Source organism: Saccharothrix lopnurensis, assembly GCF_042658445.1.
GTDB classification, from domain to species: Bacteria; Actinomycetota; Actinomycetes; order Mycobacteriales; family Pseudonocardiaceae; genus Actinosynnema; species Actinosynnema lopnurensis.
The window spans coordinates 46,628-72,805 of record NZ_JBHSQO010000020.1 but is presented as its reverse complement, the minus strand read 5'-3'; the positions used below and the strand labels follow the sequence as shown (position 1 = coordinate 72,805).

Genomic DNA, 26,178 nt, shown 5'->3' with positions numbered 1-26,178 from the left:
CACCACGCCGAACACCCCTCCCCTCACCGCCACCGACTGGAGTAGTCCCGTGAACACCGCAACCCCGCCCCGGCACCACCCCACCGGCCACTGGACCCCGGACCTGATCGGCGACCTGACCGGCCGCACCGCCTTCATCACCGGCGGCAACAGCGGCATCGGCCTGGAGACCGCCCGGGTGCTCGTGCGCCACGGCGCCGAGGTCGTCCTCGCCGGCCGCGACCAGGACAGGCTGGACCGCGCCGCCGCCGAACTGCGCGACGGCCACCCCGCCGCGGCCGTCGAGACCGCCGTGCTGGACCTGGGATCACTGGCGTCGATCGCCTCGACGACCCGCGGCACGGCGTCGCGGAGGATCGACCTGCTGGTCAACAACGCCGGCGTGATGAACATCCCCGAGCGGCGGACCACCACCGACGGGTTCGAGCTGACCTTCGGCACGAACCACCTCGGGCACTTCGCCCTGACCGCCGGACTGCTGCCCGCGCTGCGGCGCGCACCGGCCGCCCGCGTCGTCACCGTCAGCGCCGTGGCCGCGAACTGGCGGATCGGCCGGCTGGACGACCTGATGAGCGAGCGGCGCTACGGCGCGATGCGGGCCTACGCGAAGTCCAAGCGCGCCAACGTCGTGTTCACCGCCGAACTGGCCCGCCGACTCGACGGCACCGGCATCCTCCCGGTCGCGGTGCACCCCGGCGCGGCGATGACCAACCTGCAACGGCACAACCAGGGCCTGCTCACCCGCGGCGTCATCGCGCTCACCCGCCGCGTCGCCATGGGATCACCCGAGGGCGCGGCCTGGCCCTCGCTGTACGCGGCCACCCACCCCGACGTCACCGCCGGCGGCTTCTACGGTCCGGCGGGTCGGGACCAGACCTCGGGCACGCCCCGGCGCCTCCGCCTGCCCCGCGGCGCCGACGACCTCGCCGAAGGTGCACGGCTGTGGCGGGAGAGCGAACACCTCACCGGCACCCGGTTCGACCTCTGACCCCGCGCCGACCCCGTCGCACGGGAACCGCCGCGGAGCGGCGCGGACGGGCGCCGGACGGGAGCACCGCACAGCCGCAGGACCTCCTACGGACCGTGCACCCCGGCCGGCGCCGGTTCCGGTCGCAGCAGCGCCGCGACCGAGTCGACCAGCACGCGTCGCCGGTGAACCCGTGACGTCTTGACGAACTGCCCCTGGAGTTCCGGGAACACGAAGGTCCACAGGAAGCTCATGTGCAGCACCAGGTTCAGCAGGTCGGCCGGTCGGTACCGCCGGGAGAGGGCACCGGCTCTCTGCGCGGCGCGGATCTGGGTGAGTTCGTCCTTGAGCGTTTCGGAGAGCACGTCGAGCTGTGTTGGTTCACCGGTGCGTTCGAGCCGGTACCAGGTGGCCAACCGGGCGATCCGAGGGTCGTCCTCGTAGACGTCGAACAAGCGGCCGGCGTACCCCGGCAGGTCGTCCACCGTGATCGGGACGCTGTTCGCGGTGCGGCCGACGATGTCGTTCATCACCGCGTCGAACAGCCGCTCCTTGCTGCCGAAGTAGTGGTAGATCTGCGCCTTGTTGCTCTTGGACGCCAACGCGATCCGCTCCACCCGCGCACCCGCGATCCCGTACTCCGAGAACTCGTCCGCGGCGGCGTCGAGCAGCCGCCGTCGGGTCGCCTGGGCATCTCGCGTCATGCGTCCAGTGTAGCCGTGCGCCCGCTCCAATCGACTAACCGGATAGGTAGAACTCGGCGTCCCGCGACCGTCCAGCGCTGTTACTGCGGGTGAATGGGGATCGCGAGATCCGGCAACGCGCCGTTCGAGATCGCGAGGCCGCTGACGAGTTGCTCGCGGCGCCCATCCTCGGCGCGACCCACGTCCTCCGCGCCACCTGCCTCGCCGAACGAGCCGCGACCGCGCACCACCGGACGTGTTCACCGGAGGAGAGCGCCCGGAGTTGGTACTCGCCGGGCACGCGGCGCAGGCCCACGACACCCTCGCGGCGGTCCTGCCGGAGCACCCCGCCGTCCTGGTCTGGGACATCGGCGCGCGGCGCGGGCCGGTCGCCGTGCTCGGCACCGGACTCCCACCGGCCACCGTCGTCGACGTCAGCGCGGACTGATCACTGCTCGAGAACTCCAGCGTGCGACGGCACCACCCACCCGTACAACAGCCTCACCGGCGAGATCCCCGGGAGTTGACGATCGGTCGGGTCCTGCCTGGTCGAGTCGGACCGAGACCTGGTTCGACAGTGGTCGGGTTCGACGATGGCCCGTCGCTGCTCGTCTCGGCGCACTCCGACGACACCGTCCGGATCTGGGACGTCGCGACCGGTGCCGTGCGGGTCGCACTCGCCGACTACGTGCGCGTTCCCCACCAGGTCGTTTTCTGCGAGGAGGACACCCCGAGTGCGGAACTCTGCTCGTGTCCTCGTCGAGGAGCGGGACCACCCCCGCTCGCGAGGGGAGCACCCCGGCTGCATCCGGGGTGGTGCGGGCGGCCCGGGACCACCCCCGCTCGCGCGGGGAGCACGGCGAGGCCACCCCCGCCGAGGCGATCGCTCGCGGACCACCCCCGCTCGCGCGGGGAGCACAGCGGCCGTACACGCTGGAGTGGGCGCAGACCAGGACCACCCCCGCTCGCGCGGGGAGCACCTGTGGTCGGAGTCCCAGAGGTAGGTGTTCGCGGGACCACCCCCGCTCGCGCGGGGAGCACAGACCGTCCACCGCAGAGGCGTGCTGCGCGGCCGGACCACCCCCGCTCGCGCGGGGAGCACCGGGTCGTGCTCGCCATGCTCGCCGCCGCGGTGGGACCACCCCCGCTCGCGCGGGGAGCACGCCGTGCCGATGCTCGCGGACCCCGGAACCCCGGGACCACCCCCGCTCGCGCGGGGAGCACACTTCTTGACCAGGGACTTTACAGGCCAAGGCGCGCGTTTTCATTCGGTTTGTTGCAGTCTCGTATATCGGTGATCATCTGATTCTCCCAGAGACGAGACACCGACGACGTACGGCGCGCCAGACCACATTGGTGGGACCGGGACGTCGCGCGGGGACACCGCCGGCCGCGCTGTCCACCGGCGGGCCGGTGTCGGGCCGCAAATCCGGCACAGGCTGACCGGACGGTCTTTCGACCGCACCCCCGTACCCGGCCACCAGCACCGATCTACCTGCACCTTGCGCTCACGTTCGAGCCACACCACGGCCCCACCCTCGGCTACACGGGCATCACCAGCCGCATCCCCGACACACCACCGGTGTGCCCCGGCGGTGTATCACCGCGCCGGCCAGTGCGTTCCCCAGCGGCCCCGGTGGACGACCTTGTCGGTACCGAGGCGGCGTTCCGCGATGCGGCCGACCTGCGGCGGCAGGTCCGTCGCCCGGTAGCCGACGGCGATGGCGCCGATGGGCGTGTAGTCCACGGGAATCCCGAACCGGTCGAGGAAACCGGGGATTTCAAAAACTCCGATGGTGAAGAACAGGGCGTCGAGTCCTTCGTCGACCGCGGTGAGCAGCATCAGCAGTGAGGCCATGCCCGCGTCGATGTGCCAGTACGGCACGGAGAAACCCGTGAAGTCCCCGGTCTTGTCCGGCTGGGAGTACCGGTCCGTGTAGGACTTCTCGTGCGAGAGCGGGACGATCACGATCGGCGCGGGGGTCAGCTCGGGCGCTTGCGCGACCGCGTTCGGGACCGTCTCCCAGAACGCCCGCCGGTCCTCCGGTTCGCTCAGCGCCAGGAAGGCCCACCCCTGGCTGAACCCGCCCGACGGGGCCCGCAGCGCACTGGCGAGGACCCGCTCCACGGCGTCGGCGGCAACCGGCCGGTCGGAGAAGTGGCGGACCATCCGGCGCCGGCGGAGCACCTCGGAGTATTCCACGGGCGGGGTCTCGCATTCTCGTTCGAGGAGACGTGGGTAAAGCACGGTCGACTCTACGTGAGCCGGGGAACCGGGCGACCGCACCACGCCGGACCACCGGCGGTGCCGCGCATTGCCCCGTGTTCCCGGGAACTGGTCGCCGGTACCGGATGACTTGTGCGCTGATGGCCGAACCGCACCGCACCACCGCACCACCGCACCACCGCACCACCGCGCCGACCAGGGCTCTCTTGACCGTCGATTTACTGCTTTACTATGGTACTAGGAAAGCAGTGAGGAGCTACCGTGTTCGTCTTCCGGCTCGACACCCACTCCGGCGTGCCGCCGTACCTGCAACTCGTCCAGCAGGTCCGCCAGGCGGTGCTGCTGGGCTTCCTCCAACCCGGTGACCGCCTCCCGCTCATCCGCGAGGTGGTCGAGGACCTGGCGATCAACCCGAACACCGTCGCCAAGGCGTACCGGCAGATGGAGCAGGAGAACCTGGTCACCGGCCGTCCCGGCCAGGGCACGTTCGTCGACGAACAGCAGTCGGCCGTGATGTCGGCATCGACGTACACGTCGCTGCGCCGCGGTCTGGCGACCTGGTTGCGCCGCGCCTACGCGGCCGGCCTCGACGAGCAGGCGGTGGACGCGCTCCTCACGTCCGTCCACCAGCAGCTGAGGAACGAGGACGTGGCGTGACGGCGACCGGGTTCGCGCTGCGCACCGACGGTGTGGGCAAGCGGTACCGGAAGGGCTGGGCGCTGCGCGACTGCACCCTGGCCCTGCCGGCGGGCGGCGTGATCGCCCTGGTCGGGCCGAACGGCGCGGGCAAGACCACGCTGCTGCGGCTGGTCGTCGGGTTGCTGGCACCGAGCACCGGCACGGTGGAGGTCCTCGGCCACGACGTCACCGCCAGCACCCCGCACACCCTGTCCCGGATCGGGTTCCTGGCCCAGGACCACCCGCTGTACAAGCGCTTCACCGTCGCCGAGGTGCTCCGCTTCGGCCGGGCCTGCAACCTGCGGTTCGACCAGGGGCTGGCCGAGCGCCGGCTGGCGAAGCTGGGCATCCCGCTCGACCGCAGGGCCGGCACGCTCTCCGGCGGGCAGCAGGCCCAGGTCGCGCTGGCCCTGGCCCTGGCGAAGCGGCCGGACCTGCTCGTCCTCGACGAGCCGGTGGCCAGCCTCGACCCGCTGGCCCGGCACGAGTTCCTCCAGGTCCTCATGGGCGCGGTGGCCGAGGACGGGGTGACCGTCCTGTTCTCCTCCCACGTCGTGCACGAGCTGGAGCGCGTCTGCGATCACCTGGTCGTGCTCAACCGCGGCCGGGTCACGCTCACCGGTGACATCGACACCCTCCTGGCCGAGCACCGGCTGCTCGTCGGCCCGCGCACGGCCACCGACGTCGACCGGGCCGGCGCCGTCGTGGAGGCCGTCCACAGCGACCGGCACACGACCTTGCTGGTGCGCGACGGCGCGATCCCGGCCGCGCCTGGGTGGCAGGCCCGGCCGGTCGCGCTGGAGGACCTGGTGCTGGCGTACCTGCGCCGGCCGTCCGAGACGGGCGCCGCGGTCACGTCGGGAGGGGCGGCATGACGTGGTTGATCTGGCGCCAGCACCGGACCGAGGTCTGCGTCCTGGGGCTGTTCGTCGGCGTGTTCGGCATCGCCCTGCTCGTGCTCGGGTCGCAGGCCCACGACCTGTTCCCCGACGGTCTCGCCCGGTGTGCGGGAGAGGCCGGTGCCGACGACGCCTGCACGGCCTCCTTCCGCCGGCTCGACGAGGAGTTCGGGTACGTCGAGAACCTCCTGGCGGCCTTCTACCTGGTCCCCGTCGTCATCGGCGCGTTCCTCGGCGCGCCGCTGCTCGCGCGCGAACTGGAGGACGGCACCTGGCAGCTCGCCTGGACGCAGGCCGTGCCGCGGACGCGCTGGCTGGCGGCCAAGCTCGCGGCCCTGGCCGGCGTCACCGTCGCGCTCACCGGGATGTTCACCGCGGTGCTCACCTGGTTCCGCCGGCCGTTCGACGCGTGGGAAGGGCGGTTCCAGTACGACGCCTTCGACCTGGAGGGACTCGTGCCGGTGGCGTACGCGCTGTTCGCGTTCGGCGTTGCCACCGCCGCCGGGGCGATCCTGCGGCGCAGCCTGCCCGCGTTCGGCGTCGCGTTCGGGGCGTTCCTCGCCGCGAGGATGGCGGTGGCGCTGGTGGCCCGTCCCGCGTACGCCACGCCGCTCACCACCGTGGAGCCGGTCCCCGTCGGCGGCTCGGAGGACCGGGCGGGGCGCCGGTCCGTGCCCGACTTCGCCGACTGGACGATCGAACGCGGCTACGCGGACGCCACCGGGCGCAGGCTGAGCTGGACCGAGTTCTCCGAGCTGGAGGCCACCGCCAACCGGGCCGGCACCAACCTCAACCAGTTCCTGCACGCGCGGGGCACCCAGCGGTTCAGCGTCTACCACCCGGCCGACCGGTTCTGGCCGTTCCAGCTCGTCGAGGCGACCCTGTTCGTCACCGTCGCGGCGGTCCTGGTCGGTGTGGTGGTGTGGCGGGTGCGGCGCCGTATCGTCTAGCGCCCCGACCCGCGTCGGCGACGCACCCGGCGGCCGGACAGCCCGAACCGGAGGTGCCACCGGTACTAGGGTGATACCCCCAGACGATGAACGGATCACACCATGACGGCGGCATCAGGCCAGCGCCCCCTGCCCACCGGTTCCCCGGTCACCGAGCAGCCGGACGAGGAGGACGTGCGGGCGCTGTTCGGGCAGTCGATCGCCGTGTTCGCCTCCCTGGTGGGGCCGTCGCACCTGGTGGAGACGGCGAACCCGGCGTTCTTCGCCACGATCGGCGCGCACCGGGCGCGCACCGGTGTCCCGCTGGTGGAGCTGGTGCCCGAACTGGAGGGCCAGGGCTTCCTCGTCCTGCTCGACGAGGTCTACCGCACCGGTAGGTCCCACACCGGCCGCGACGTGCGCGTCCTGCTCGATGCCGGCACGCACACGCGGGAGGCGTTCTTCGACTTCACCTACGAGCCGCGCCGCGACACGGGGGGCGGCGTCGTCGGCATCCGGGTGATCGGGGTGGAGACCACCCAGGTCAAGCACGCCCAGCGGTTGACGGCCGAGCACCGCGCCCTGCTGGAACAGATCGCCCGGCAGGCGCCGCTGACCGAGGTCCTCGACGGGATGGCCCGGTGCATCGAGAACCTCGCGCCGCAGGAGGTGCTCGTCTCGGTCCTGCTCGCCGACCCGGACGGGGCGCACCTGCGCCACGGGGCGGGGCCCGGCCTGCCCGACTTCTACAACCAGGCCATCGACGGGATCGCCACCGGTGAGGGCGTCGGCTCGTGCGGCACGGCCGCCCACCGGCGCGAACCGGTCGTCGTCTCCGACATCGCCACCGACCCGTTCTGGGACGACTTCCGCGACCTGGCCGGCCGAGCCGGTCTGGCCGCCTGCTGGTCCACGCCGATCCTGGCCCGCGACGGGAGCCTGCTGGGCACCTTCGCCATGTACCACCGGGTCCCGCGCGCCCCGGAGGACTCCGACCTGGCCCTGGCCCGGGTCTTCGCGGGCACCGCCGCCCTGGCCATCGAGCGCCACCACAACGAGCAGGCGCGACGTGACGCCGAGACCCGCGCCGCGAAAGCCCACGCCGAGCTGGCCAAGGCGATGGACGCGGAACGGGAACTGCGCGCCGAGGCCGAGCTGCGCGCCACCGCCGCCGCGGAACTGGCCGCCCGGATGCGCGCCGCCGCCGCGGCGACGGCCACCGTGCCCCACCCCGAGCACTGCCAGCTCGGCGGCACCGAGGGGTGTGCCGCGCCGGCCGAACTCAAGGTGGCCGACGCCTGGGGCGACGCGGCCTGGGGCTGCCACGACCACGCCGAGGAAGCCCTGCTCAACGTGCGGTCGGCGTTCATCGCCAACGAGGAGCTCGGCGGTCTGGCCGCCTACATCAACCGCAGCCCCTCGGCCAGGCGAACGACCCCGGCGCCCGACGCCTGAGGGACGTCACACAACCCGGTGGTCGGCCGACCGGGATGAGGCGGCGGTGCGGGTGGTCTCGGCCGGCAGCGGCGGCTGGACTGGCCGACCTGCTCCGGGAGATGCCGAACCCGCCGGTGAGACGGGCATGGACGTCACCGTCGCGGGGCAGGGCAGCACGGCTTCCGGAGCAGTGAAGGACTTACCGGTCTGTTCCTTTGCTGCCGGCCTTGTCGGCGTCGATCCGCCGGACGGCGCGCCGAACCCCCCAGATACCGAACAGGACCATGAACAGGGTCAGCAAGACCCCTGACCACACCTGGTAATACCCCGGGGTTTCGCCCGGGATCACATTGCCGGCGACGATGATGAGGACGGGGATGCCGAGAAGGATGACCGATGGCAGGGTGCCGGTCGCGAGGTCGGGGGCGGGCTCCCTCCGAACGACCACGTCGGGCAGTTCGGACACCGGGTGGAACCTCGGTTCGCCGTCGAGCAGGACGGTGTAGCGCAGGCGGTGCCGTCGCGTCAGCAGCGCCGGGCCCACGTGCAATGCCGTGCCGCGCACCTGCACCGCCGGCTCACGCACCGCTGCCCGGCCGGCGTCGCTCCTCTGTTCCAACAGCGCCACGATCGGCACGCCGAACTCCAACTCCAACGGCGCACCATCGAAGGCGCTCGCCGCGATGTCCAGAGCGCTCCGGCCGGCCACCCGCACTGTCACGGTGTGCGGCTCGGCCAGCTCCCGACCGTCCAGGGACACCGCGAGGCTGCGTCCGCGCAGTCCCGGGGAGTTGCTGACCAACGGGACCGCCGAATCCGCCCATATGTACAAGATCCGTCGCGGCCGGGCCGAGCGGAACGCTGCCCACGTCGTCACCGCGATAGCCACCACGCCGACCACCACCGCGGCGATGGTCCAGAACGTGCCCGAGACGTACCAGGGCTCTCCCGCCGACAACGATTGCTCACCTAACGGCATCCACCCATCCAAGCAGACCGGTGAGGCAAAGCGAGTCCGGTGCCGATGACGCGTGAAAGATGGTTTTGGCACGGTGTGGGGGGTGCCGGAACTCCGCGGCGGGGCGCTGAGCTGCGCTGATCGCGCGGCTCGGCCAGGGTGTCCAGCACCATCGGCATGGCGGATGCGGCTACGGAATCCTTGGCGATTTTCAACCAGCACCTGCTCCGGAAGCCGGCTACCAGGTGGCCGCACAACGCGATCGGCTCACCCGCTGACGCGCGCCTCGACCAGTTTCGCCAGCAGGCGCGGTGTGGGGTGCTCGAAGACGTCCCGCACGCCCAGCCGGACGCCGACGCGCTGGTGCAGGCGGGTCAGGAGGCGGACGGCGATCAGGGAGTCGCCGCCCAGTTCGAAGTACGACGAGTCGGTGTCGACCTCGGCGTCGAGCACCTCCCGGTACGCGGTCTCGACGTGGGTCAGGACGTCGTGCGCGTCGTCCTCGACCGGTGCGGGGGCCCGGGGGGTGAAGGCCGCGCGCAGGGCGGCGACGTCGACCTTGCCGGTGGCGGTCAGGGGGAGGGACGACCGGGCGTGGACGTGGTGGGGGAGCATGGTGCGGGGCAGGCTCGCCTCCAGCGCGCGCACGACGTCGGCGGGTGTGGCCGGGTCGGTCGCGGACGGCAGGTAGACGCCGATGAGGGTCGGGTGTTCGCCGTCGACGGCGAACACGGTCGCGGTGGTCACGCCGGGGCACGCGGTCATGGCGCGTTCCACCTCGGCCGGTTCGACCCGGACCCCGCGCACCTTGAGCTGCCGGTCCGCGCGGCCGATGAACGACAGGCTGCCGTCCGGGCGGGTGCGCACCAGATCGCCGGTGCGGTACGCGCGTCCGGCGCGCTCCGGGGCGAACCGCTCGGCGGTCAGGTCCGGGCGGTGGTGGTAGCCCCAGGCGACGGTGGGTCCGGCGACGGACAGCTCGGCGGCGCCGCCCTCCCGCGGTGCCAGGATCTCCTCGACGTGCGGCAGGGCGTGGCCGATCGGCACGTCGTCGGTGTCGCGCAGGGCCCGGCCGACCCGGCCGCCGATGTCGGCGGCGTGCGTGACCATGACCGTCTCGGTCTGGCCGTAGGCGTTGATCAGCCGCACGTGCTCCGGGACGCGCTCGGACCACAGCCGCACGGTGCGGGCCCTCGCCTCCTCGCCGCCCATGACGACCAGGCGCAGGCTCGCCGGCAGCGGCTCGCCCGTGGTGACCAGGTGGTCCACCAGTTCGTTCCAGAGGGCGGTGGCGAGGTTGACCACGGTGACGCCGCGGTCGGCGACCACGGCGAGCAGGGTGGCCATGGACGCGTCGGCCGTGCGGTCGTCGCACACCACGGCCGCGCCGCCGAACAGCGTCGGGTAGATCTCCTCGCCGCTGGTGTCCCAGATCAGCGGGGTCAGGTTGAGCACCCGGTCCCGGTGCGTGATCCCGTACCTCTCGCGCAGCGCCGCGCCCGCGGTCAGCACGGCCCGGTGCGGCACCAGGACGCCCTTCGGGACGCCGGTGGACCCCGAGGTGAACATCAGGTAGGCGAGGTCGTCGGGCGAGACGACCGGGGTGGACCCGGCGGCGTGCCCGTCGACCGACAGCGGCGCCACGTCGAGGCCCCGAAGGGCGGGCGCCAGCGCGGCGAGGGTGGCGTCCCGGGCGAGCACCGCGACGGCGCCGGCCGTGGTCAGCGTCGACCGCAGGCGGTCCGGGGGGTCGCCGGGGGACACCGGCAGGTACGCGGCCCCCGCGTGCAGCACGCCCAGCGCCCCGGCGACGGTGCTCCAGTGCCGTTCGGCCGGCACCGCCACCCGCGCGCCGCGGGGCACGCCGTGCGCGGCCAGCACGCCCGCGATCCGGCGCACCTCGGCCAGCAGCTGCCGGAACGTCAGCTCGCGGTCGCGGTCCAGCAGGGCGGGCGCGTCCGGGGTGGCGGCGGCGACCCGTGCCAGCTCGGCGGTGATGCTCACCGGGGGTCCTCCAGGTGCTCGCGGAGCAGGGTCAGGTAGTCGTCGGCCAGCGCGGCGGCCGTGGCGTGGTCGAACAGGTCGGTGCTGTAGGCGGCGAAGCCGACCAGGCCCGCGCCGTCCCAGGCGAGTTCCAGCTCCACCTCGAACTCGCTGGTGCGGCTGGGCAGCGGCACGGGGGTGGCGGTCACGCCGGGCAGCCGCAGGTCGTCCTCGGCGAAGTCCTGGACGGTGAACACCGCCTGGAACAGCGGGGTCCGGGAGAGGTCGCGCGGTGGCGAGACCGCCTCCACCACCTGCTGGAACGGCACGTGCCCGTCGTCGTAGGCGTCGAACGCGGTCGACCGCACCCGGCGCAGCAGCTCGGCGAACGGGGGCGCGCCGGACACGTCGACGCGCATCACGACGGTGTTGGTGAACAGGCCGATCAGGGCTTCCTCGTCCGGGCCCTCGCGACCGGACAGCGGCACGCCGACGCTCAGGTCCTCCGCCCCGGACCGCCGGGCCAGCACGGCGAAGAAGTTGGCCAGCAGCACCATGAACAGCGTGGCGCCGTGCTGCCGCGCGTAGTCCCGGGCGCGCCGCACGAGCTCCGGGTCGACGGTGATCGGGACGTGCCCGCCGTGCGGCGACCGGATCCGGGGCCGCGGCCGGTCGGTGGGCAGCGCGAGCGGCGGGGCGCCGCGCAGCCGGTCGCGCCACCGGGCGAGGGCCTCGACGTCGGGCGGTTCGGCGGCCGCGCGCCGCAGGTGCGCGGTGTAGCTGTCGCGCAGCGGCGGTGGCGGCTCGCCGCGGTAGAACGCGGCCAGGTCGTCGCAGAACACCGGCAGCGACAGGCCGTCCGCGCAGATGTGGTGGAGCACCACCGACAGGATGTGGTGGTCGTCCGCCAACCGCACCAGCAGCACCCGGAACGGGTTCTCCGCGTCCAGCCGGAAAGGCCGCAGGACGTGATCTTCGTTTTCCCGGGCGGCCTCGGCCTCGCCGTCCGGGTGCCCGGACAAATCGACCCGTTTGGCGGATGCGCGGACCTCCGGCAGCACAACCTGTCGCGGTTCGCCGTCGCCCAGGTCGATCCGGGTGCGCAATGGTTCATGCCGTTGGACCAACGCCGACAACGCGGCGTCGAGCAGGTCGGCGTCGAGCGGCCCGCGCAGCCGGTGGGCGAAGGACACGTGGTAGACGCTGGTGGGCCCGTCGAATTGTTCGGTGAACCAGATCCCGTGCTGCGCGGGGGACAGCGGTGCGCTCGTGCCCGCCGTCCGGATTTCTTCCTGGGTCACATTCTCCCCCGCGAGGACGTGCGCCGGGCAGCCCTCAACCGAGGACCTTCGCGACGAACTGGTTGATGTTGACGAGCATCCGCGCGATCCGCTCGTCGTCGCCGATCGTCTCGGCGGGCTGCGGCGCCGAAGGCCGCTTCTTGCGCCGCACGTAGGCGGAACAGGCCAGGTCGGCGCACACGTAGGTGCCGACGGTGTTGCCCCTGCGCCCGGCCGCGCCCGCCTTCGGCGCGGCGAACAACCCCACGTCGGACTGCACGTGGGTGGTCAGGCAGAACGCGCACGTGGACGACCTCAGCGCGCTGCTCGGCGGGTTGTTCGCGCGCAGCACGACACCCACCACCTCCTCGCCCCGGGGCAGCACCAGGTAGGCGTTGTTCACCGCGCGGGGGTCGACCCAGCCGAGGAAGTCCGTTGCCGCCCAGTCCTGCGAATCCAGCCCGGCCGGCAGGGTGAGCTTCTTCGCTTCACCTTTCGAACAGTTGACGAACGACTTTCGAATTTCCTCCGCGGGGGTCGGTCGCACCCTTTCGCCCTTCATTTCGCTGACGTGACGCCGAAGCCAGTATGCCTGACCGTCGGCGCGGGTCAACATGCGTCTGCGCGGCGCTTCGACTACACGCAGGATCGCGCCCGCGCAAGGGTTGCACGGCTGGTCCTGGCGTTCGCTACGGGTCGTTGCCACGTGAGGTGGCCTGTGCTAGGAAGTGTTTGATCGCACTTGCCGGAAACCGGCGGGAAGGTTCTGGGGAGCTGGGCTGGGCGGTTGGCGCGCATTCCGCGCCGGCTGATCGCATTTTTGGGGAACGGTGGCGGCCGAGGGCTGCCCGGCCCCGGTCTGTCGCGGTGAGGGGCGGGTTGAGCGTGCCTGGGGAATGGAATCGAACGGACTCGGCCTTTCCGGCCCACCGGGGGCTGCACGAGCTGGTCGAGGACCGCGTCGCGGACTCCGGCGACCGCACCGCCGTCGTCTTCGGCGACGAGCGGGTCACCTACGCCGAGCTGGACGCGCGGGCCAACGGGCTGGCGCACCGGCTGGTCGGGGCCGGTGTCGGGCTGGACGACGTGGTGGCCCTGTGCGTGGACCGGTCGGTGGACATGGTGGTCGCGCTGCTGGCGATCCTCAAGGCGGGCGGGGCCTACCTGCCGCTGGACCCCGAGCTGCCCGCGAGCCGCATCGCGCAGGTCACGGCGGTCGCGCGGGCCCGGGTCTGCGTGGTGGCCGACGGCTACCGCGCCCTGCTGCCCGGCGACGTGGTGGCGGTACCTCCGTCGGCGCCGCCCCGGACCGACCGGCCGGACCGGCGCGCGTGCGGCGCGAACCTCGTCTCGGTCTACTTCACCTCCGGCTCCACGGGTGTGCCGAAGGGCGCGGCCAGCAGCCACGAGGGCTGGGTGAACCGGATGACCTGGTCCCAGCGCCGGCACCGGCTGCGGCCGGGCGAGACCGTGCTGCACAAGACGACCCTGACCTTCGACGACGCGGCGCTGGAGCTGTTCTGGCCGCTGACGGTCGGCGCCCGGGTGGCCGTCCTCGAACCCGGCGCGCACCGCGACCCGCGGGCCATCCTCGACGCCCTCGAAGCGCACCGCGGCGTGTACCTCCAGGTGGTGCCCAGCATGTTGACGATGCTGCTGGACGAGCTGGAGCAGCGCGGCGGCCGGGACCTGTCGGCGCTGCGCGACGTGACCTCCAGCGGCGAGGCGCTGCCCCCGGAGACCACCGGCCGGTTCCTGGCGCTGCTGCCGTCGGTCCGCCTGCACAACACGTGGGGCGCGACCGAGGTGTCCATCGACTCGACCAACCACACCTGCGGCCCGGCGGACGCGGCGGACACCGGCGCGGTGTCGGTCGGCGTGCCGTTCGACAACAACCGCGTGCACGTGCTCGACGCCGACTTCCGGGAGGTCGAGGTGGGCGAGGTCGGCGACCTCCACATCGCGGGCGTCGGGCTGGCCCGCGGCTACCTCGGCGACCCGGCGGCCACCGCGCGGGCGTTCCTGCCGAACCCGTTCTCGCCCGGTGAGCGGCTCTACCGCACCGGCGACCGCGGCTACCGGCGGCCCGACGGCACGGTCAAGTTCGTCGGCCGCGACGACCACCAGGTCAAGATCCGCGGCATGAGGGTCGAACTCGGCGAGGTCGAGTCGGCCCTGCGCCGCTCGCCCCTGGTCCGCGACGCGGTCGTGGTGCTGCGCCGCCTCGGCGAGGACGACCACCTGGTGGCCTACGCCACCCCGGCCGGGCCGGACCGCGCGCCCGAACCCGAGCAGCTGCGCGACCTGGTCGCCGACCGGCTGCCCAAGCACATGGTGCCGTCGGTGGTCGTCGTGCTGGACGCCTTGCCGCTCAACCCCAACGGCAAGGTCGACCGGGCGAAGCTGCCGACCCCCGCCCGGCCGCGCGGTGGTGACGCCGAGTACGTGCCGTGCGAGGGTCCCGCGCAGGAGGCGATCGCCGGGATGTGGCGCGACCTGCTCGGCCTGGACCGCGTCGGCGCGCGGGACGACTTCTTCGACCTCGGCGGCCACTCGCTCATGGCGACCCGCTTCTCGGCCAGGGTCCGGCAGCGCTTCGACGTCGACCTGCCGGTGCGCACGGTGTTCAGCACGCCGACCGTGGCGGAGCTGGCCGAGGAGGTCGAGCGGCTGCTGGTGGCGAAGATCGACGACATGTCCGAGGACGAGGTGCGGGCGCTGCTCGGCGGTGCCGGGTGACGCGGCCGGACCGGGTGACGACGCAGAGGGGAGTGGGCGGCATGGCCGAGCGCGACGACGAGGACACCCGCGCCTACGCGGTCGTGGTGAACGACGAGGAGCAGTTCTCGGTGTGGCCCGCGGACCGGGAGGTGCCCGCCGGGTGGCGGGCCGAGGGCGTCACCGGCACGAAGGACGCGTGCCTGGCGCACATCGCCGAGGTCTGGACCGACATGCGCCCGCTGAGCCTGCGGCGAAAGATGTCCCAGGGCACCGCGTGACGGCGCTGACCGGTCGGCTGGCCGCGAACCCGGCCGACCTGCTCCACGACGAGGTGCTGCGCCCGCAGTTCGAGCGGGAGGTCCGCCACCTGCTGCCGCACTACGTCGCGGTCGAACGGGTGCTGGTGGCCGAGTACCGGCGGATGGGCGTGCTCACGACCGGGCAGGCCGACGAGGTGGACGCCCTGCTCACCGGGATCGGGCCGGACACCCTGACCGCCGACCCGGCCGCGAACCTGTCCGACGTCGCCTTCGCGGTGGAGCGGCACGTAGAGGCCCGGCTGTCGAACCCCGCGCCGCGGTGGCACGTGGACCGCAGCCGCAACGACCTCCAGGCGTGCGCGCAGCTGATGTTCGGCCGCGAGCGCCTGGCCGACCTCGCCGACGGGCTGCTCGGGCTGGCGGCGGCGGCGCACGACCTGGCCGCCGCGCACCTGACCACCCCGATGCCCGGCCACACGCACTACCAGGCCGCGCAGGTGATGACGCCCGGCTTCTACCTGGCCGCGCAGTCCGGCCGGCTGCTGCACACCGCCCGCCGGCTGCTGGCCACCTACGACGGCATCGACGCCTGCCCGCTCGGCGCGGGCGCGATGACCGGGCAGAACCTGCCGTGGGACCGCGACCGGATGGCGCGGCTGCTCGGCTTCGCCGCCGCCGGGCGCAACGCGCTCACCGACGTGGCCTCGCGGGCGTGGGTCGCCGAGATCACCGCCGAGCTGTCCCTGTTCGGCGTGACCACCGGCCGGTTCGCCACCGACCTGATCACCTGGGCGGGCGCCGGGTTCGGCTTCGTCGACCTGCCCGACGAGCTGAGCGGGATCTCCTCGGCGATGCCGCAGAAGAAGAACTTCCCGGTGCTCGAACGCATCCGGGGCCGCACCGCGCACCTCACCTCGTGCCACCTGGACGCGGTGCTCGGCCAGCGCGGCACGCCGTACACGAACCTGGTCGAGGTGTCCAAGGAGGCCGGTGCCCAGCTCTACGACGCGCTGGACACCGCGCGGTCGGTGGTGCGGCTGCTGACCGCCGTGCTGCGGCGGCTGGAGTTCCGGGCCGACCGGATGCGCGCGGCCTGCGAGCGGGAGTACCTGGGCGGGTTCGCGCTGGCCACGTCGCTGACGTTGCACGCGGGCGTGCCGTGGCGGCAGGCGCAGGTGCTGGCCGGTCGGTACGTCGTCGCGGCGCTCGACGCGGGCCTGCCGCCGACCTCGCCCGACGCGGACCTGCTGGCGCGCGTCGCCGCGGAGGCCGGGCACGCGGTGGCGGAGCCGGGCGAGCTGCTGGCGCGGGCGTTCGACGTCGACCGCAGCCTGCGCGCCACCCCGACCGCCGGGTCCGCGCACCCGGACGCGGTCGCGGCGGAGCTGGACGTCCAGCACGCGGAGCGGGCGGCGCTGGCCGACGAGTGGGCGGCCCGGCGCGCCCGGCTCGACCGCGCGCGGGACATCGGGTAACGGCGGGAACCGGGGGAGGAGCCGACCATGATCTTCGACGACATCACCGACGCGATCGGCCACACGCCGCTGGTCCGCTTGCGCGTGCCGGCGGCCGAGGGGGTCGAGGTCTACGCGAAGCTCGAACTCCAGAACCCGTTCGGGATGAAGGACCGGGTGGCCGCGAACATCATCCTGGAGGCCAAGCGGGTCGGCGCGCTCGCCGACGGCGCGCACATCGTGGAGAGCTCGTCGGGCACGATGGCGCTCGGCGTGGCCCTGGTGGGCACCTCGCTCGGCCACCCCGTGCACATCGTCACCGACCCGCGCGTCGACCGGATGACGCTGGCCAAGCTGCGCGCCCTGGGCTGCGAGGTGCACGTCGTGGAGGCGATGACCTCGCACGGCTGGCAGAGCGCGCGCATCGAACGCCTCGAACAGCTGATGGCCGACCTGCCCGGCGCGTTCTGGCCGCAGCAGTACGGCAACCCCGACAACCCCGGCGCCTACCGCAGGCTCGCCCGCGAGGTGCTCGACGACCTCGGCGCGTTCGACGTGCTGGTCGGGTCGGTCGGCAGCGGCGGTTCGCTGTGCGGCACGTCGCGGGCGCTGCGCGAGAGCCTGCCCGACCTGCACGTGATCGGCGTGGACTGCGTCGGCAGCGCCCTGTTCGACCAGCCGGACGAGCCGCGCCGGCTCCAGAGCGGCCTGGGCAACAGCCTGCTGCCGAAGAACCTCGACCGCACCCTGCTGGACGAGGTGCACTGGCTCAACGACCACGAGGCGTTCGCGGCGACCAGGGCGCTGGCGGTCGAGCAGCGGATCTTCGCGGGCAACACGTCCGGCTCGGTCTACCGGGTGCTCACCGACGTGGCCCGGCGCGCCGAGCGGGGCACGAGGGTGGTCGGCATCTTCCCCGACCGCGGCGACCGCTACGCCGACACCGTCTACAGCGACGCGTTCTGGGCCTCCTCCGGCCTGACCGACCTGGCCGTCGCCGACGTGCCCGAGCAGGTCGACTACGGCACCGAGGTGACCCGGTGGTCGCGGGCGGTCAACAAGTCCGGGCTGGACCTCGACCGGCACCTGGTGTTCGTGGAGGCCAACACCACCGGCACCGGGATGATCGCGCTGGACCTCGCCGCGGGGCTGGGCCTGCGGCCGGTGCTGCTGACCGGGAGGCCCGAGCGGTACGCGGGGCTGGCCGCGACCGGCGCCGAGGTGCTGGTGTGCGACACGAACTCGCCGAGCGCGCTGCGCGCGGCCGTGCAGGACCGGTTCCGCCGCGAGGAGCTGGCCGGGGTGGTGAGCACCAGCGACTTCTACGCGCCCGCCGTGGCCGACCTGGCGGCGTGGCTCGGCTTGCCGCGCAACCCCGTGGACGCGGTGCGCACGTGCCGCGACAAGTCGCTGCTGCGCCGCCGGCTGGCGGGCGCGGGCGTGCCGCAGCCCCGGTTCGCCGTGCTGGAGGAACCGGTGACGCCGGAGGCGGTGGCCGCGGCGGTCGCCGAGGTCGGGTTGCCGTGCGTGGTGAAACCGGTGGACGACTCCGGCTCCAACCTCGTGCGGCTGTGCCACGACACCGCGCAGGTCGCCGCGCAGGCCGACCGCGTGCTGGCCGTGCGGGAGAACGTCCGGGGCATGCCGACCGCCCGCAGCGTGCTGGTCGAGCAGTACGCGCGCGGCCCGGAGTTCAGCGTCGAGCTGTTCGGCCTGGCCGGGCGGACGGAGCTGGTCGGCGTCACCCGCAAGTCCGTCACCGGCGGGCCGCACTTCGTGGAGCACCGGCACCTGTTCCCCGCGCCGCTGGACCCCGCGGTCGCCGACGCCCTCGCCGACGTCGCGCGGCGGGCGGTGGAGGCGGCGGGGATGGCGCTGGGCGCCACGCACACCGAGGTCGTGCTCACCGACGACGGCCCCGCCGTGGTCGAGGTCAACCCGCGGCTCGCGGGCGGCATGATCCCCGAGCTGATCCGCCTGGCCACCGGGGTCGAGCTGCTGGAGCAGCAGCTGCGCGCGGCGGTCGGCCTGCCACCGGACCTCGCGCCGTCGGACAGCGGCTGCGCCGGCATCGCGTTCCTGCTCGCGCCGGCACCCGGTGTGCTGCGCGCGGTGGACGGCGTGGCCGACGCGGAGGCCCTGCCGGGGGTGGCCGCGGTGACCGTCACCGCCCGGGTCGGCGCGACCGTGCGCCCGCCCGTCAACGCCTACGACCGCCTGGGTCACGTCATCGCCCGCGGTGCGACGCCAGAGGAGGTCGACGCCGTGCTCACCGCCGCGCTCGACCGGATCGACACCCGCATCGAGCCGGAGGCCGGCCAGTGATCGAGCTGCGCAGCGACACCTTCACCCTGCCCACGTCGAACATGCTCAAGGCGATGGTCGACGCGCCGCTGGGCGACGACGTCTACGGCGAGGACCCGACCGTGCGCGGGCTGGAGGAGCTGGCCGCCGAGGTGCTCGGCAAGCAGGCCGCCTGCCTCACGCCCAGCGGCACCATGGCGAACCTCGCCGCGATCATGACCCACGCGCCGCGCGGGGCGAAGGTGCTGGTCGGGGACGAGTCCGACATCTACGTCTACGAGGCCGGCGGCGCGTCGGTGCTGGGCGGCGCGGTCTACGAGCCGGTCCGCACCGGCCCCGACGGCACGCTGGCCCTGGAGGACCTGGCCCGCGGCTTCCCCGACGACCCGGACGACCCGCAGTTCGCGCTGCCCGCCCTGATCTGCCTGGAGAACACGCACAACCGGGCGGGCGGCAAGGTGCTGCCGCCGGACTACCTCGCGCGGGTGCGGCGGTTCGCCGACGAACGCGGCGTGGCCGTGCACCTGGACGGCGCGCGGGTCTTCAACGCCGCCGTGGCCTCGGGCGTGCCGGTCGCGCGGATCGCCGAGCACGCCGACTCGGTGCAGTTCTGCCTGTCCAAGGGCCTGGGCGCGCCCATCGGCTCGATCGTCGCCGGTTCGGCGGAGTTCATCACCGGGGTCCGGCGGCTGCGCAAGATGCTCGGCGGCGGGATGCGCCAGGCCGGCGTGATCGCCGCGGCGGGCATCCTCGCCATCACCGCGGCCGACCGGCTCGCCGAGGACCACGCCAACGCCCGCCGCCTCGCCGAGGGACTGGCCGACGTGGACGGCGTCGAGGTCGACCCGGCCGCCGTGCAGACCAACATCGTGATGTTCCGCGTCACCGACCCCCGGTTCACCTGGCGGTCGTTCGTGGCCGCCGCCGCGGCCGAGGGCCTGGCCGTCGGCGAGCTGGGGCACGGCCGCATCCGCGCCGTCACGCACTCCGGCGTGAGCACGGCCGACGTGGACCGGGCGGTGGTCGTGGTCCGCGACGTGGTGAAGCGGGGGCCGCTCGGATGACCGCCGACCAGGGTGCCGCGACCGGCGTCTACGTCTTCCCGGCCTCGCGCGCCCAGTACCAGATGTTCTTCGTGCAGCAGGTGGTCGGCGACGCGCCGACCTACCACGTGCCGCTGTGCTACCGGCTCAGCGGGGAGGTGGACGAGGGCGCGTTGCGCCGGGCCGTCGCGGACGTCGTCGCCCGGCACGAAGCGCTGCGCACCCGCTTCGCGCTCGCCGACGGCGAGTTGTTGCAGGTGGTGGACCCGACGGCGGAGCCGGAACTCACCGTGGCGCACGCCGTCCCGGCCGACGGGTGGGTGGCGCGCGAGGCCGCCAGACCGTTCGACCTGGAACGCGGCCCGCTGTTCCGCGCGGCCCTGCTGCGCCTGGGCGGCGCCGAGTCCGTCCTGGTCCTGACCATGCACCACATCGTGTGCGACGGCTGGTCGGCCGACCTGGTGTTCGGGGAGGTCGTCGACGGCTACGCCGCGCACGTCGCGGGCCGCGACCCCGACCTGCCCGCGCCCGCCTTCCAGTACGCCGACTACTCCGGCTGGCAGGACGAGTGGCTGGCCGGTCCGGCGGCGGCGGCGCAGCTCGCGCACTGGCGCGACGTGCTCGCGCACCCCCTGCCCACCCTGGAACTGCCCACCGGGGGACCGGGCGGGCCGCCGGCGGGCGCCGACCTGTCGTTCGACCTGCCGGCCGACGCGGTGGCCCGGTTGCGGGCGCTGGCGGCCGAGTCCGGCGCGACGCTGTTCATGGTGCTGCTGGCGGCGTTCAAGGTCCTGCTGCGCGAGCTGTCCGGCGTGGACGACGTGGTCGTCGGCACGGTGTCGGCCAACCGCGGCCGGCCGGAGTTCGCGGGCACGGTCGGGTTCCTGGTCAACACCCTCGCCGTGCGCACCCGGCTGGACGGCGCGCCGACGTTCCGCGACGTGCTGCACCGGGTGCGCGGCACCGCGCTGGCCGCCTTCGCCAACCAGGACGTGCCGTTCGAGCTGGTGGTGGAGGAGGTCAAGCCGCCGCGCGCGGGCGACCGGCACCCGGTGTTCCAGGTGCTGTTCACGTTCTTCGAGGCGGGTGACGGCGCCCGCACGGCCGCCGACGTCGGCTTCACGCCGTTCCTGCTCGACTCCGGCACGGCGAAGTTCCCGCTCACGCTGGAGATCACCGACCGGGACCGGGGCGCGGGCGCGAACTTCGAGTACCGGTCGGACCTGTTCGGCGCCGAGCAGGTGGGCCGGTTCGCCGAGCGCTACGCGCGGCTGCTGGAGGACGTGGCCGCCGACCCGGACCGGCCGCTGGACCCGAACCGGCCGCCGGACGCGGACCGGCCGCCGGCCGCCGTCCCGTCGCGACCGGTCGCGGCGGAGGACGACTGGGACGAGCCCGCGCCCTACGCCGCGCCGACCAACGCGGTGGAGGCCGTGCTGGCGGGCATCTGGTCCCAGGTCCTGGGACGCGACCCGGTGGGCATCGACGACAACTACTTCGAGATCGGCGGCGACTCGATCCGCAGCGTCCAGCTCCTGGCGCGGGCGCGGGAGCACGGTCTCGGCATCAAGGTGACGGACCTCGTGCTGCACCAGACGATCCGCGAGCTCGCGCCGCGCACCACACTGGTCGATCCGGGGCAGCCGGCCGAGGTCGGCCGGCTGGAGCTGCTCGCGCCCGCCGACCGGGAGCTGATCGGCGACGACGTCGTGGACGCCTACCCGCTGTCGGCGTTGCAGGCGGGGATGCTCTACCACAGCGAGTCCTCCGACTCCGAGCAGATCTACCACAACGTCGCCACCTACCACCTGCGCGTGGAGCACTCGGAGACCGCGTGGCGGGAGGCCGTGGCAACGGCCGTCGCCCGGCACGAGGTGCTGCGCACGTCGTTCGCGGTGGCCGGGTTCGGCGAACCCGTGCAGCTCGTGCACGCCCGGGTGCCCACCCCGCTCACGTTCGAGGACCTGCGCGGCGAGGCGGACGTGGAGGCGGCCGTGGCCCGGCGGTTCCGCGCCGAGCGGGCCCGCCCGTTCGACTGGACCCGCCCGCCGCTGATCCGCTTCCACGTCCAGCGCCGCGCCGACGACGAGGTCCAGCTGTGGATCGTCGAGCACCACGCGATCGTGGACGGCTGGAGCGGCCGGTCCCTGTTCGCCGAGCTGCTCACCCTCTACGTGCGGGCGCTCGGCCACGACCGCGAGGTCCCGCCCCCGCCGAAGGCCCGGTTCCGCACGTTCGTCGCCCTGGAGCGCGCCGCCCTCGCCGACGACGCGCAGCGGGCGTTCTGGACCGACCTGCTGCACGACGTCACCGCGGGCGCGCTGCCGCTGGGCGGGCCGGCGACGGCCGAGCCGGACATGGCGATGACGGAGTTCACCGTGCCGGCGGAGGTCGGCGCCGGCCTGCTCGCGCTGGCCAACCGGCTCAAGGTGTCGGTGCGCGTGGTGCTGCTGGCCGCCCACCTGCGCGTGGTGTCCCTGCTGTCGGGCCGCGACGACGTGGTGACCGGCGTCGTCTACAACGGCCGCGGCGAGGAGACCGACGGCGACCGCGTGCTGGGCCTGTTCCTCAACACCGTGCCGTTCCGGCTCGACCTGCCCGACGGCACGTGGGCCGACCTGGTGCGGCACGTGTCGGACGCGGACGTGGCGATCCAGCCCCACCGCCGCTTCCCGCTGGCCGAGCTGCAACGCGCGCACGGCGGCGAGCCGCTGTTCGAGACCTTCTTCAACTACACGCACTTCCACGTCTCGCGCGACCAGCCCTCCGGCGACGTGCTGGAGCTGGTCGACGAGGACAGCGTGGTGCCGACCAACTTCCCGTTCGGCGCCGAGTTCTTCCGCGACGCCGGGACCGGCGAGATCGCGATCGGCCTGCGGCACGACCGGACCCGGCTGGACACCGGGCAGGTCGAACGGGCCCGCGACTACTACCTGGCCGCGCTGCGCGCCCTGGTCACCGACCCCGACGCGACGCACACCGACGCGGAGCTGCGGCCCGAGCGCGAACGGGCGCTGCTGGCCGGGTGGAACGACACCGACCGGCACTATCCGGGGCCGCACCTGCTGCACGCACTCACCGACGGCGACCCGGACGCGCCCGCCGTGCGGTTCGGGGACACCGTGCTGACCTACCGGGAGTTCGACGTCCGCGCCAACCGCCTCGCGCACCGGTTGATCGAGCTGGGTGTCCGGCCCGGCACGTTCGTCGGGGTCAGCGCGGAGCGGTCGGTGGAGCTGGTCGTCGCGCTGCACGCGGTCGTGCGCGCGGGCGGGGCGTACCTGCCGCTGGACCCGGACAACCCGCCGGCGCGCACCGAGGAGATGGTGGCCCAGGCGCGGCCGGTGGTGGTGCTGGCCGACCGGGACCTGCCCGGCGCGCACCGGCTCGACCTCGCCACCGGTCACCCGGACACCGCCACCGGCCACCCGGACCTCGCCACCGCCTACCCGGACACCGCGCCCGTGACGGCCGTGACGCCCGACGACCCCGCGTACCTGATCTTCACGTCCGGCTCGACCGGCCGCCCCAAGGGCGTCGTGGTCCCGCACCGCGCCATCGCCAACCGGCTGCTGTGGATGCAGGACGAGTACCCGATCGGGCCGGACGACCGCGTGCTCCAGAAGACGCCGTACTCGTTCGACGTGTCGGTCTGGGAGTTCTTCTGGCCGCTGATGACCGGGGCGTGCCTGGTCGTCGCCCGACCGGGCGGTCACCGCGACCCCGCCTACCTGACCGGGCTGGTCCGGGAGGCCGGGGTGACGGTGCTGCACTTCGTGCCGTCGATGCTGCGCGCGTTCCTCGACGACGACGACGTGCCCGCGTGCACGTCCCTGCGGCGGGTGTTCGCCAGCGGCGAGGCGCTGCCGCACGACCTCCAGCAGCGGTTCTTCGCCACCCACCCGGCCGAGCTGGTCAACCTGTACGGGCCGACGGAGGCCGCGGTGGACGTCAGCCACTGGCGGTGCCGCGACGACGGTCGCGCCGTCGTGCCGATCGGCCGGCCCATCGCCAACGTCCGGCTGCACGTGCTGGACGCCCGCCGCCGGCCCGTGCCGATCGGCGTGGCCGGGGAACTGCACATCGGCGGCGTCGGCCTGGCCGACGGCTACGTGGGGCGGCCCGACCTGACCGCGGAGCGGTTCGCGGGCGGGCTGTACCGGACCGGCGACCTGGCCCGGCACCTGCCCGGCGGTGAGCTGGAGTACCTGGGCCGGGTGGACGACCAGGTCAAGGTGCGCGGGTTCCGGGTGGAGCCGGCCGAGGTCGAGGCGGTCCTCGGCGGGCACGACGGCGTGCGGGGGTGCGCGGTCGTGGTCCGGGACGGCGCGCTGGCCGCGTTCTTCGCCGGCGACGCCGACCCGGCGCGGCTGCGGGCGTTCCTGCTGGACCGGCTGCCCGAGCACATGGTGCCGCGGCTGTGGCGGGCGGTGGACGCGATCCCGCTCTCCGCCAACGGCAAGGTGGACCGCAAGGCGCTGGCGGCCGTCGAGGTGCGCCGTGACCGGACGTCCGCCGCCGAGCCCGTGACCGAGGCCGAACGCGTGCTGCTGGACGTGTGGCGCGACGTGCTCGGCGTCGAGGACGTGGGTGTGCTGGACACGTTCGGCGACCTGGGCGGCCACTCGCTCAAGGCGTTGCGGCTGCTCACGGCGGTGCGCAAGCGGTTCGGCCGCGCGGTGCCGGTGACCGGGCTGCTCGACGGCGGCACGGTCCGCTCGGTCGCGGCCCTGCTCACCGGGAACGACGCGGCCGTGGAGGACCGGCCGCGGCTGCGGGTGCTGCGCGCCGGCGGCGACGGCACGCCCGTGGTGCTCGTGCACCCGGCGGGCGGCGCCCTGTCGGTCTACCGGGAGGTGGTGGCGGCGATCGACCCGCGCCACCCGGTGCACGGCGTCTCCGCGGCGGCCCGACCCGCGGCCGACGTCGGCGAGACCGCCGCCGCCTACCTCGGCCTGCTGCGCGGGTTCCCCCGGCACCACCTGGCCGGGTGGTCGTTCGGCGCGGTCGTGGCGCACGAGATGGCGGTCCGCGCGCCGGACCGCACCGCCTCGCTGACCATGGTCGACCCGGCCTACCCCGGCCAGTACGACGTCGACGACGTGGACTTCGCCGAGCAGCTGCGCCACGAACTCGGTGACGGGCACGCCCGGGACGCCGACGCGCTGCTGGCCGTGTTCGAGGCCAACGCGCGCGCGCACGCCCGGCACCGACCCGGGGTCCACGGCGGTGACGCGGTGTTCGTCCAGGGCGAGGAGAACCGCGAGCACGACAGCGCGGGCCGGTGGGCCGCGCACGTCGCCGGCCGCTTCACCGCGCACGACCTGCCCGCCGACCACTTCGCGCTGGTGCGGCCACCGCACGCGGCGGCGGTCGCGGCCCTGATCGACCTCGGCGCCGGTTCCGACCCCGGGCCCAACCGGGGAGGCGGCACGTGACCCACATCGGCCACGGTCGCGCCTCCGGCACGTTCGGCGAACTCCTCCAGGGCGCGTTGCCCGAGGGCGAGCGCGACTTCCTCGTCACCCTGCCCATCACCGAGTACTCGACCGCCCGGTTCGAGCTGACCGGCGAGCACGACCCGGTGGTGGTGTCCCCGCCGAACAAGGAGAAGTCGCGGCGGCTGGTCGAGCGGATGCTCAGCGCGGGCGGCCACCGGGGCGGCGGCGTGCTCGACCTGGCGAGCAGGCTGCCCGAGGGCAAGGGGCTGGCCAGCTCGTCGGCGGACCTGGTGGCGACCGCCCGCGCGGTGGCCGCCGCGCTGGGCCAGCAGCTCGACGCGGTGGCGATCGAGGGCTTCCTGCGGCACATCGAGCCGACCGACGGCGTCATGCACGACGGCATCGTGGCGTTCTACCACCGCGAGGTGCGGCTGCGGAAGCGGCTGGGCTGCCTGCCGGTGCTGACGATCGTCGGCGTCGACGAGGGCGGCCAGGTGGACACCGTGCGGCACAACCGGGTGCCCAAGCCGTACACGGCGCGGGACCGGCAGGAGTACGCCGAGCTGCTGGAGGCGTTGACCGACGCGGTGCGCGGGCACGACCTCGCCGCCGTGGGCGCGGTGTCCACCCGCAGCGCCGAGCTGAGCACGAAGGTGCGACCCCGGCCGCTGCTGGCGGAGCTGCGCCGCATCGGCGACGAGGTCGACGCGCTCGGCCTGGTGATCGCGCACAGCGGGACGGTGATCGGGGTCCTCATCGCCGACAGCGACCCGGCCCGGGAGGACAAGGTGCGGTTCGTGGTGGAGGAGTGCCGGGGGCTGTCCGGCGCGGTGTCCGTGCACACCTCGCTGTGCGTCGAGGCGACGTGCGCGCCGCAGAGGGTGGGTGCCTGATGGGGACCGTCCCGGGTGCGC

The 26,178-nt window shown here is 73.8% G+C and carries 19 protein-coding genes and 1 CRISPR repeat array; of the genes, 13 read left to right on the top strand and 6 right to left on the bottom strand.

What is annotated here, in order from left to right; all coding sequences use genetic code 11:
* Positions 1–49: 49 nt before the first annotated feature.
* Positions 50–988 carry an oxidoreductase gene (locus tag ACFP3R_RS20560; protein ID WP_380637961.1) on the top strand — a complete coding sequence of 313 codons (939 nt, stop codon included), beginning with the start codon at positions 50–52 and terminating at the stop codon, positions 986–988.
* 86 nt (positions 989–1,074) lie between these two features.
* Here the strand turns inward: ACFP3R_RS20560 and ACFP3R_RS20555 are convergent, their stop codons facing one another.
* Positions 1,075–1,671 carry a TetR/AcrR family transcriptional regulator gene (locus tag ACFP3R_RS20555; RefSeq protein ID WP_380637959.1) on the bottom strand — a complete coding sequence of 199 codons (597 nt, stop codon included), beginning with the start codon at positions 1,669–1,671 and terminating at the stop codon, positions 1,075–1,077.
* A gap of 235 nt (positions 1,672–1,906) precedes the next feature.
* On the opposite strand from ACFP3R_RS20555, the gene ACFP3R_RS20550 reads away from it, so the two are divergent.
* The gene (locus tag ACFP3R_RS20550) at positions 1,907–2,098 is read left to right on the top strand and encodes a hypothetical protein (RefSeq protein ID WP_380637958.1); all 192 of its coding nucleotides are present in this window, start codon (positions 1,907–1,909) and stop codon (positions 2,096–2,098) included.
* 321 nt (positions 2,099–2,419) lie between these two features.
* A CRISPR array of direct repeats spans positions 2,420–2,874; the repeat unit is 28 nt; unit sequence GGACCACCCCCGCTCGCGCGGGGAGCAC.
* 376 nt (positions 2,875–3,250) lie between these two features.
* Here the strand turns inward: ACFP3R_RS20550 and ACFP3R_RS20545 are convergent.
* Complete coding sequence (locus tag ACFP3R_RS20545; RefSeq protein ID WP_380637957.1) at positions 3,251–3,853, bottom strand: nitroreductase family protein; 603 nt, start codon at positions 3,851–3,853, stop codon at positions 3,251–3,253.
* A gap of 285 nt (positions 3,854–4,138) precedes the next feature.
* On the opposite strand from ACFP3R_RS20545, the gene ACFP3R_RS20540 reads away from it, so the two are divergent.
* The 4 genes from ACFP3R_RS20540 to ACFP3R_RS20525 all read left to right on the top strand — a co-directional run bounded on the left by ACFP3R_RS20540 (position 4,139) and on the right by ACFP3R_RS20525 (position 7,838).
* Positions 4,139–4,534: a GntR family transcriptional regulator gene (locus ACFP3R_RS20540; protein WP_380637956.1), complete on the top strand. Its 396-nt coding sequence runs from the start codon at positions 4,139–4,141 to the stop codon at positions 4,532–4,534.
* A complete protein-coding gene (locus ACFP3R_RS20535; protein WP_380637955.1) occupies positions 4,531–5,430 on the top strand; it encodes an ABC transporter ATP-binding protein in 900 nt (299 codons plus the stop codon). Before ACFP3R_RS20540 ends, ACFP3R_RS20535 begins: the two co-directional genes overlap by 4 nt.
* Positions 5,427–6,404 carry an ABC transporter permease subunit gene (locus tag ACFP3R_RS20530; protein WP_380637954.1) on the top strand — a complete coding sequence of 326 codons (978 nt, stop codon included), beginning with the start codon at positions 5,427–5,429 and terminating at the stop codon, positions 6,402–6,404. Before ACFP3R_RS20535 ends, ACFP3R_RS20530 begins: the two co-directional genes overlap by 4 nt.
* Positions 6,405–6,506: 102 nt before the next feature.
* Complete coding sequence (locus ACFP3R_RS20525; RefSeq protein ID WP_380637953.1) at positions 6,507–7,838, top strand: GAF domain-containing protein; 1,332 nt, start codon at positions 6,507–6,509, stop codon at positions 7,836–7,838.
* Between the two features lie 181 nt (positions 7,839–8,019).
* Here ACFP3R_RS20525 and ACFP3R_RS20520 read toward each other — a convergent pair whose 3' ends face one another.
* The 4 genes from ACFP3R_RS20520 to ACFP3R_RS20505 all read right to left on the bottom strand — a co-directional run bounded on the left by ACFP3R_RS20520 (position 8,020) and on the right by ACFP3R_RS20505 (position 12,588).
* On the bottom strand, positions 8,020–8,799 hold the full coding sequence (locus tag ACFP3R_RS20520) for a hypothetical protein (protein ID WP_380637952.1): 780 nt from the start codon (positions 8,797–8,799) through the stop codon (positions 8,020–8,022).
* A 246-nt stretch (positions 8,800–9,045) separates the two neighbouring features.
* Complete coding sequence (locus ACFP3R_RS20515; protein ID WP_380637951.1) at positions 9,046–10,782, bottom strand: non-ribosomal peptide synthetase; 1,737 nt, start codon at positions 10,780–10,782, stop codon at positions 9,046–9,048.
* Positions 10,779–12,062 carry a condensation domain-containing protein gene (locus tag ACFP3R_RS20510; RefSeq protein ID WP_380637950.1) on the bottom strand — a complete coding sequence of 428 codons (1,284 nt, stop codon included), beginning with the start codon at positions 12,060–12,062 and terminating at the stop codon, positions 10,779–10,781. The genes ACFP3R_RS20515 and ACFP3R_RS20510 overlap by 4 nt, the downstream gene beginning before the upstream one ends.
* 34 nt (positions 12,063–12,096) lie before the next feature.
* Entirely contained in the window at positions 12,097–12,588 is a 492-nt protein-coding gene (locus ACFP3R_RS20505; protein WP_380637948.1) for an FBP domain-containing protein, read from the bottom strand.
* A 338-nt stretch (positions 12,589–12,926) separates the two neighbouring features.
* Between ACFP3R_RS20505 and ACFP3R_RS20500 the strand changes: the two genes are divergently transcribed.
* Genes ACFP3R_RS20500 through ACFP3R_RS20470 form a run of 7 tightly spaced genes read left to right on the top strand, consistent with a single transcriptional unit; the run spans position 12,927 to position 26,157 of the window.
* Positions 12,927–14,780, top strand: a complete 1,854-nt coding sequence (locus ACFP3R_RS20500) for a non-ribosomal peptide synthetase (protein WP_380637946.1) — start codon at positions 12,927–12,929, stop codon at positions 14,778–14,780.
* A 41-nt stretch (positions 14,781–14,821) separates the two neighbouring features.
* A complete protein-coding gene (locus ACFP3R_RS20495; RefSeq protein WP_380637944.1) occupies positions 14,822–15,040 on the top strand; it encodes an MbtH family protein in 219 nt (72 codons plus the stop codon).
* The gene (locus ACFP3R_RS20490) at positions 15,037–16,497 is read left to right on the top strand and encodes an argininosuccinate lyase (protein WP_380637943.1); all 1,461 of its coding nucleotides are present in this window, start codon (positions 15,037–15,039) and stop codon (positions 16,495–16,497) included. The genes ACFP3R_RS20495 and ACFP3R_RS20490 overlap by 4 nt, the downstream gene beginning before the upstream one ends.
* 27 nt (positions 16,498–16,524) lie before the next feature.
* A complete protein-coding gene (locus ACFP3R_RS20485; protein ID WP_380637942.1) occupies positions 16,525–18,801 on the top strand; it encodes a pyridoxal-phosphate dependent enzyme in 2,277 nt (758 codons plus the stop codon).
* The gene (locus ACFP3R_RS20480) at positions 18,798–19,844 is read left to right on the top strand and encodes a GntG family PLP-dependent aldolase (RefSeq protein ID WP_380637941.1); all 1,047 of its coding nucleotides are present in this window, start codon (positions 18,798–18,800) and stop codon (positions 19,842–19,844) included. Before ACFP3R_RS20485 ends, ACFP3R_RS20480 begins: the two co-directional genes overlap by 4 nt.
* On the top strand, positions 19,841–25,261 hold the full coding sequence (locus ACFP3R_RS20475; protein ID WP_380637940.1) for an amino acid adenylation domain-containing protein: 5,421 nt from the start codon (positions 19,841–19,843) through the stop codon (positions 25,259–25,261). The genes ACFP3R_RS20480 and ACFP3R_RS20475 overlap by 4 nt, the downstream gene beginning before the upstream one ends.
* A complete protein-coding gene (locus ACFP3R_RS20470; RefSeq protein WP_380637938.1) occupies positions 25,258–26,157 on the top strand; it encodes a GHMP family kinase ATP-binding protein in 900 nt (299 codons plus the stop codon). Before ACFP3R_RS20475 ends, ACFP3R_RS20470 begins: the two co-directional genes overlap by 4 nt.
* Positions 26,158–26,178 lie beyond the last annotated feature (21 nt).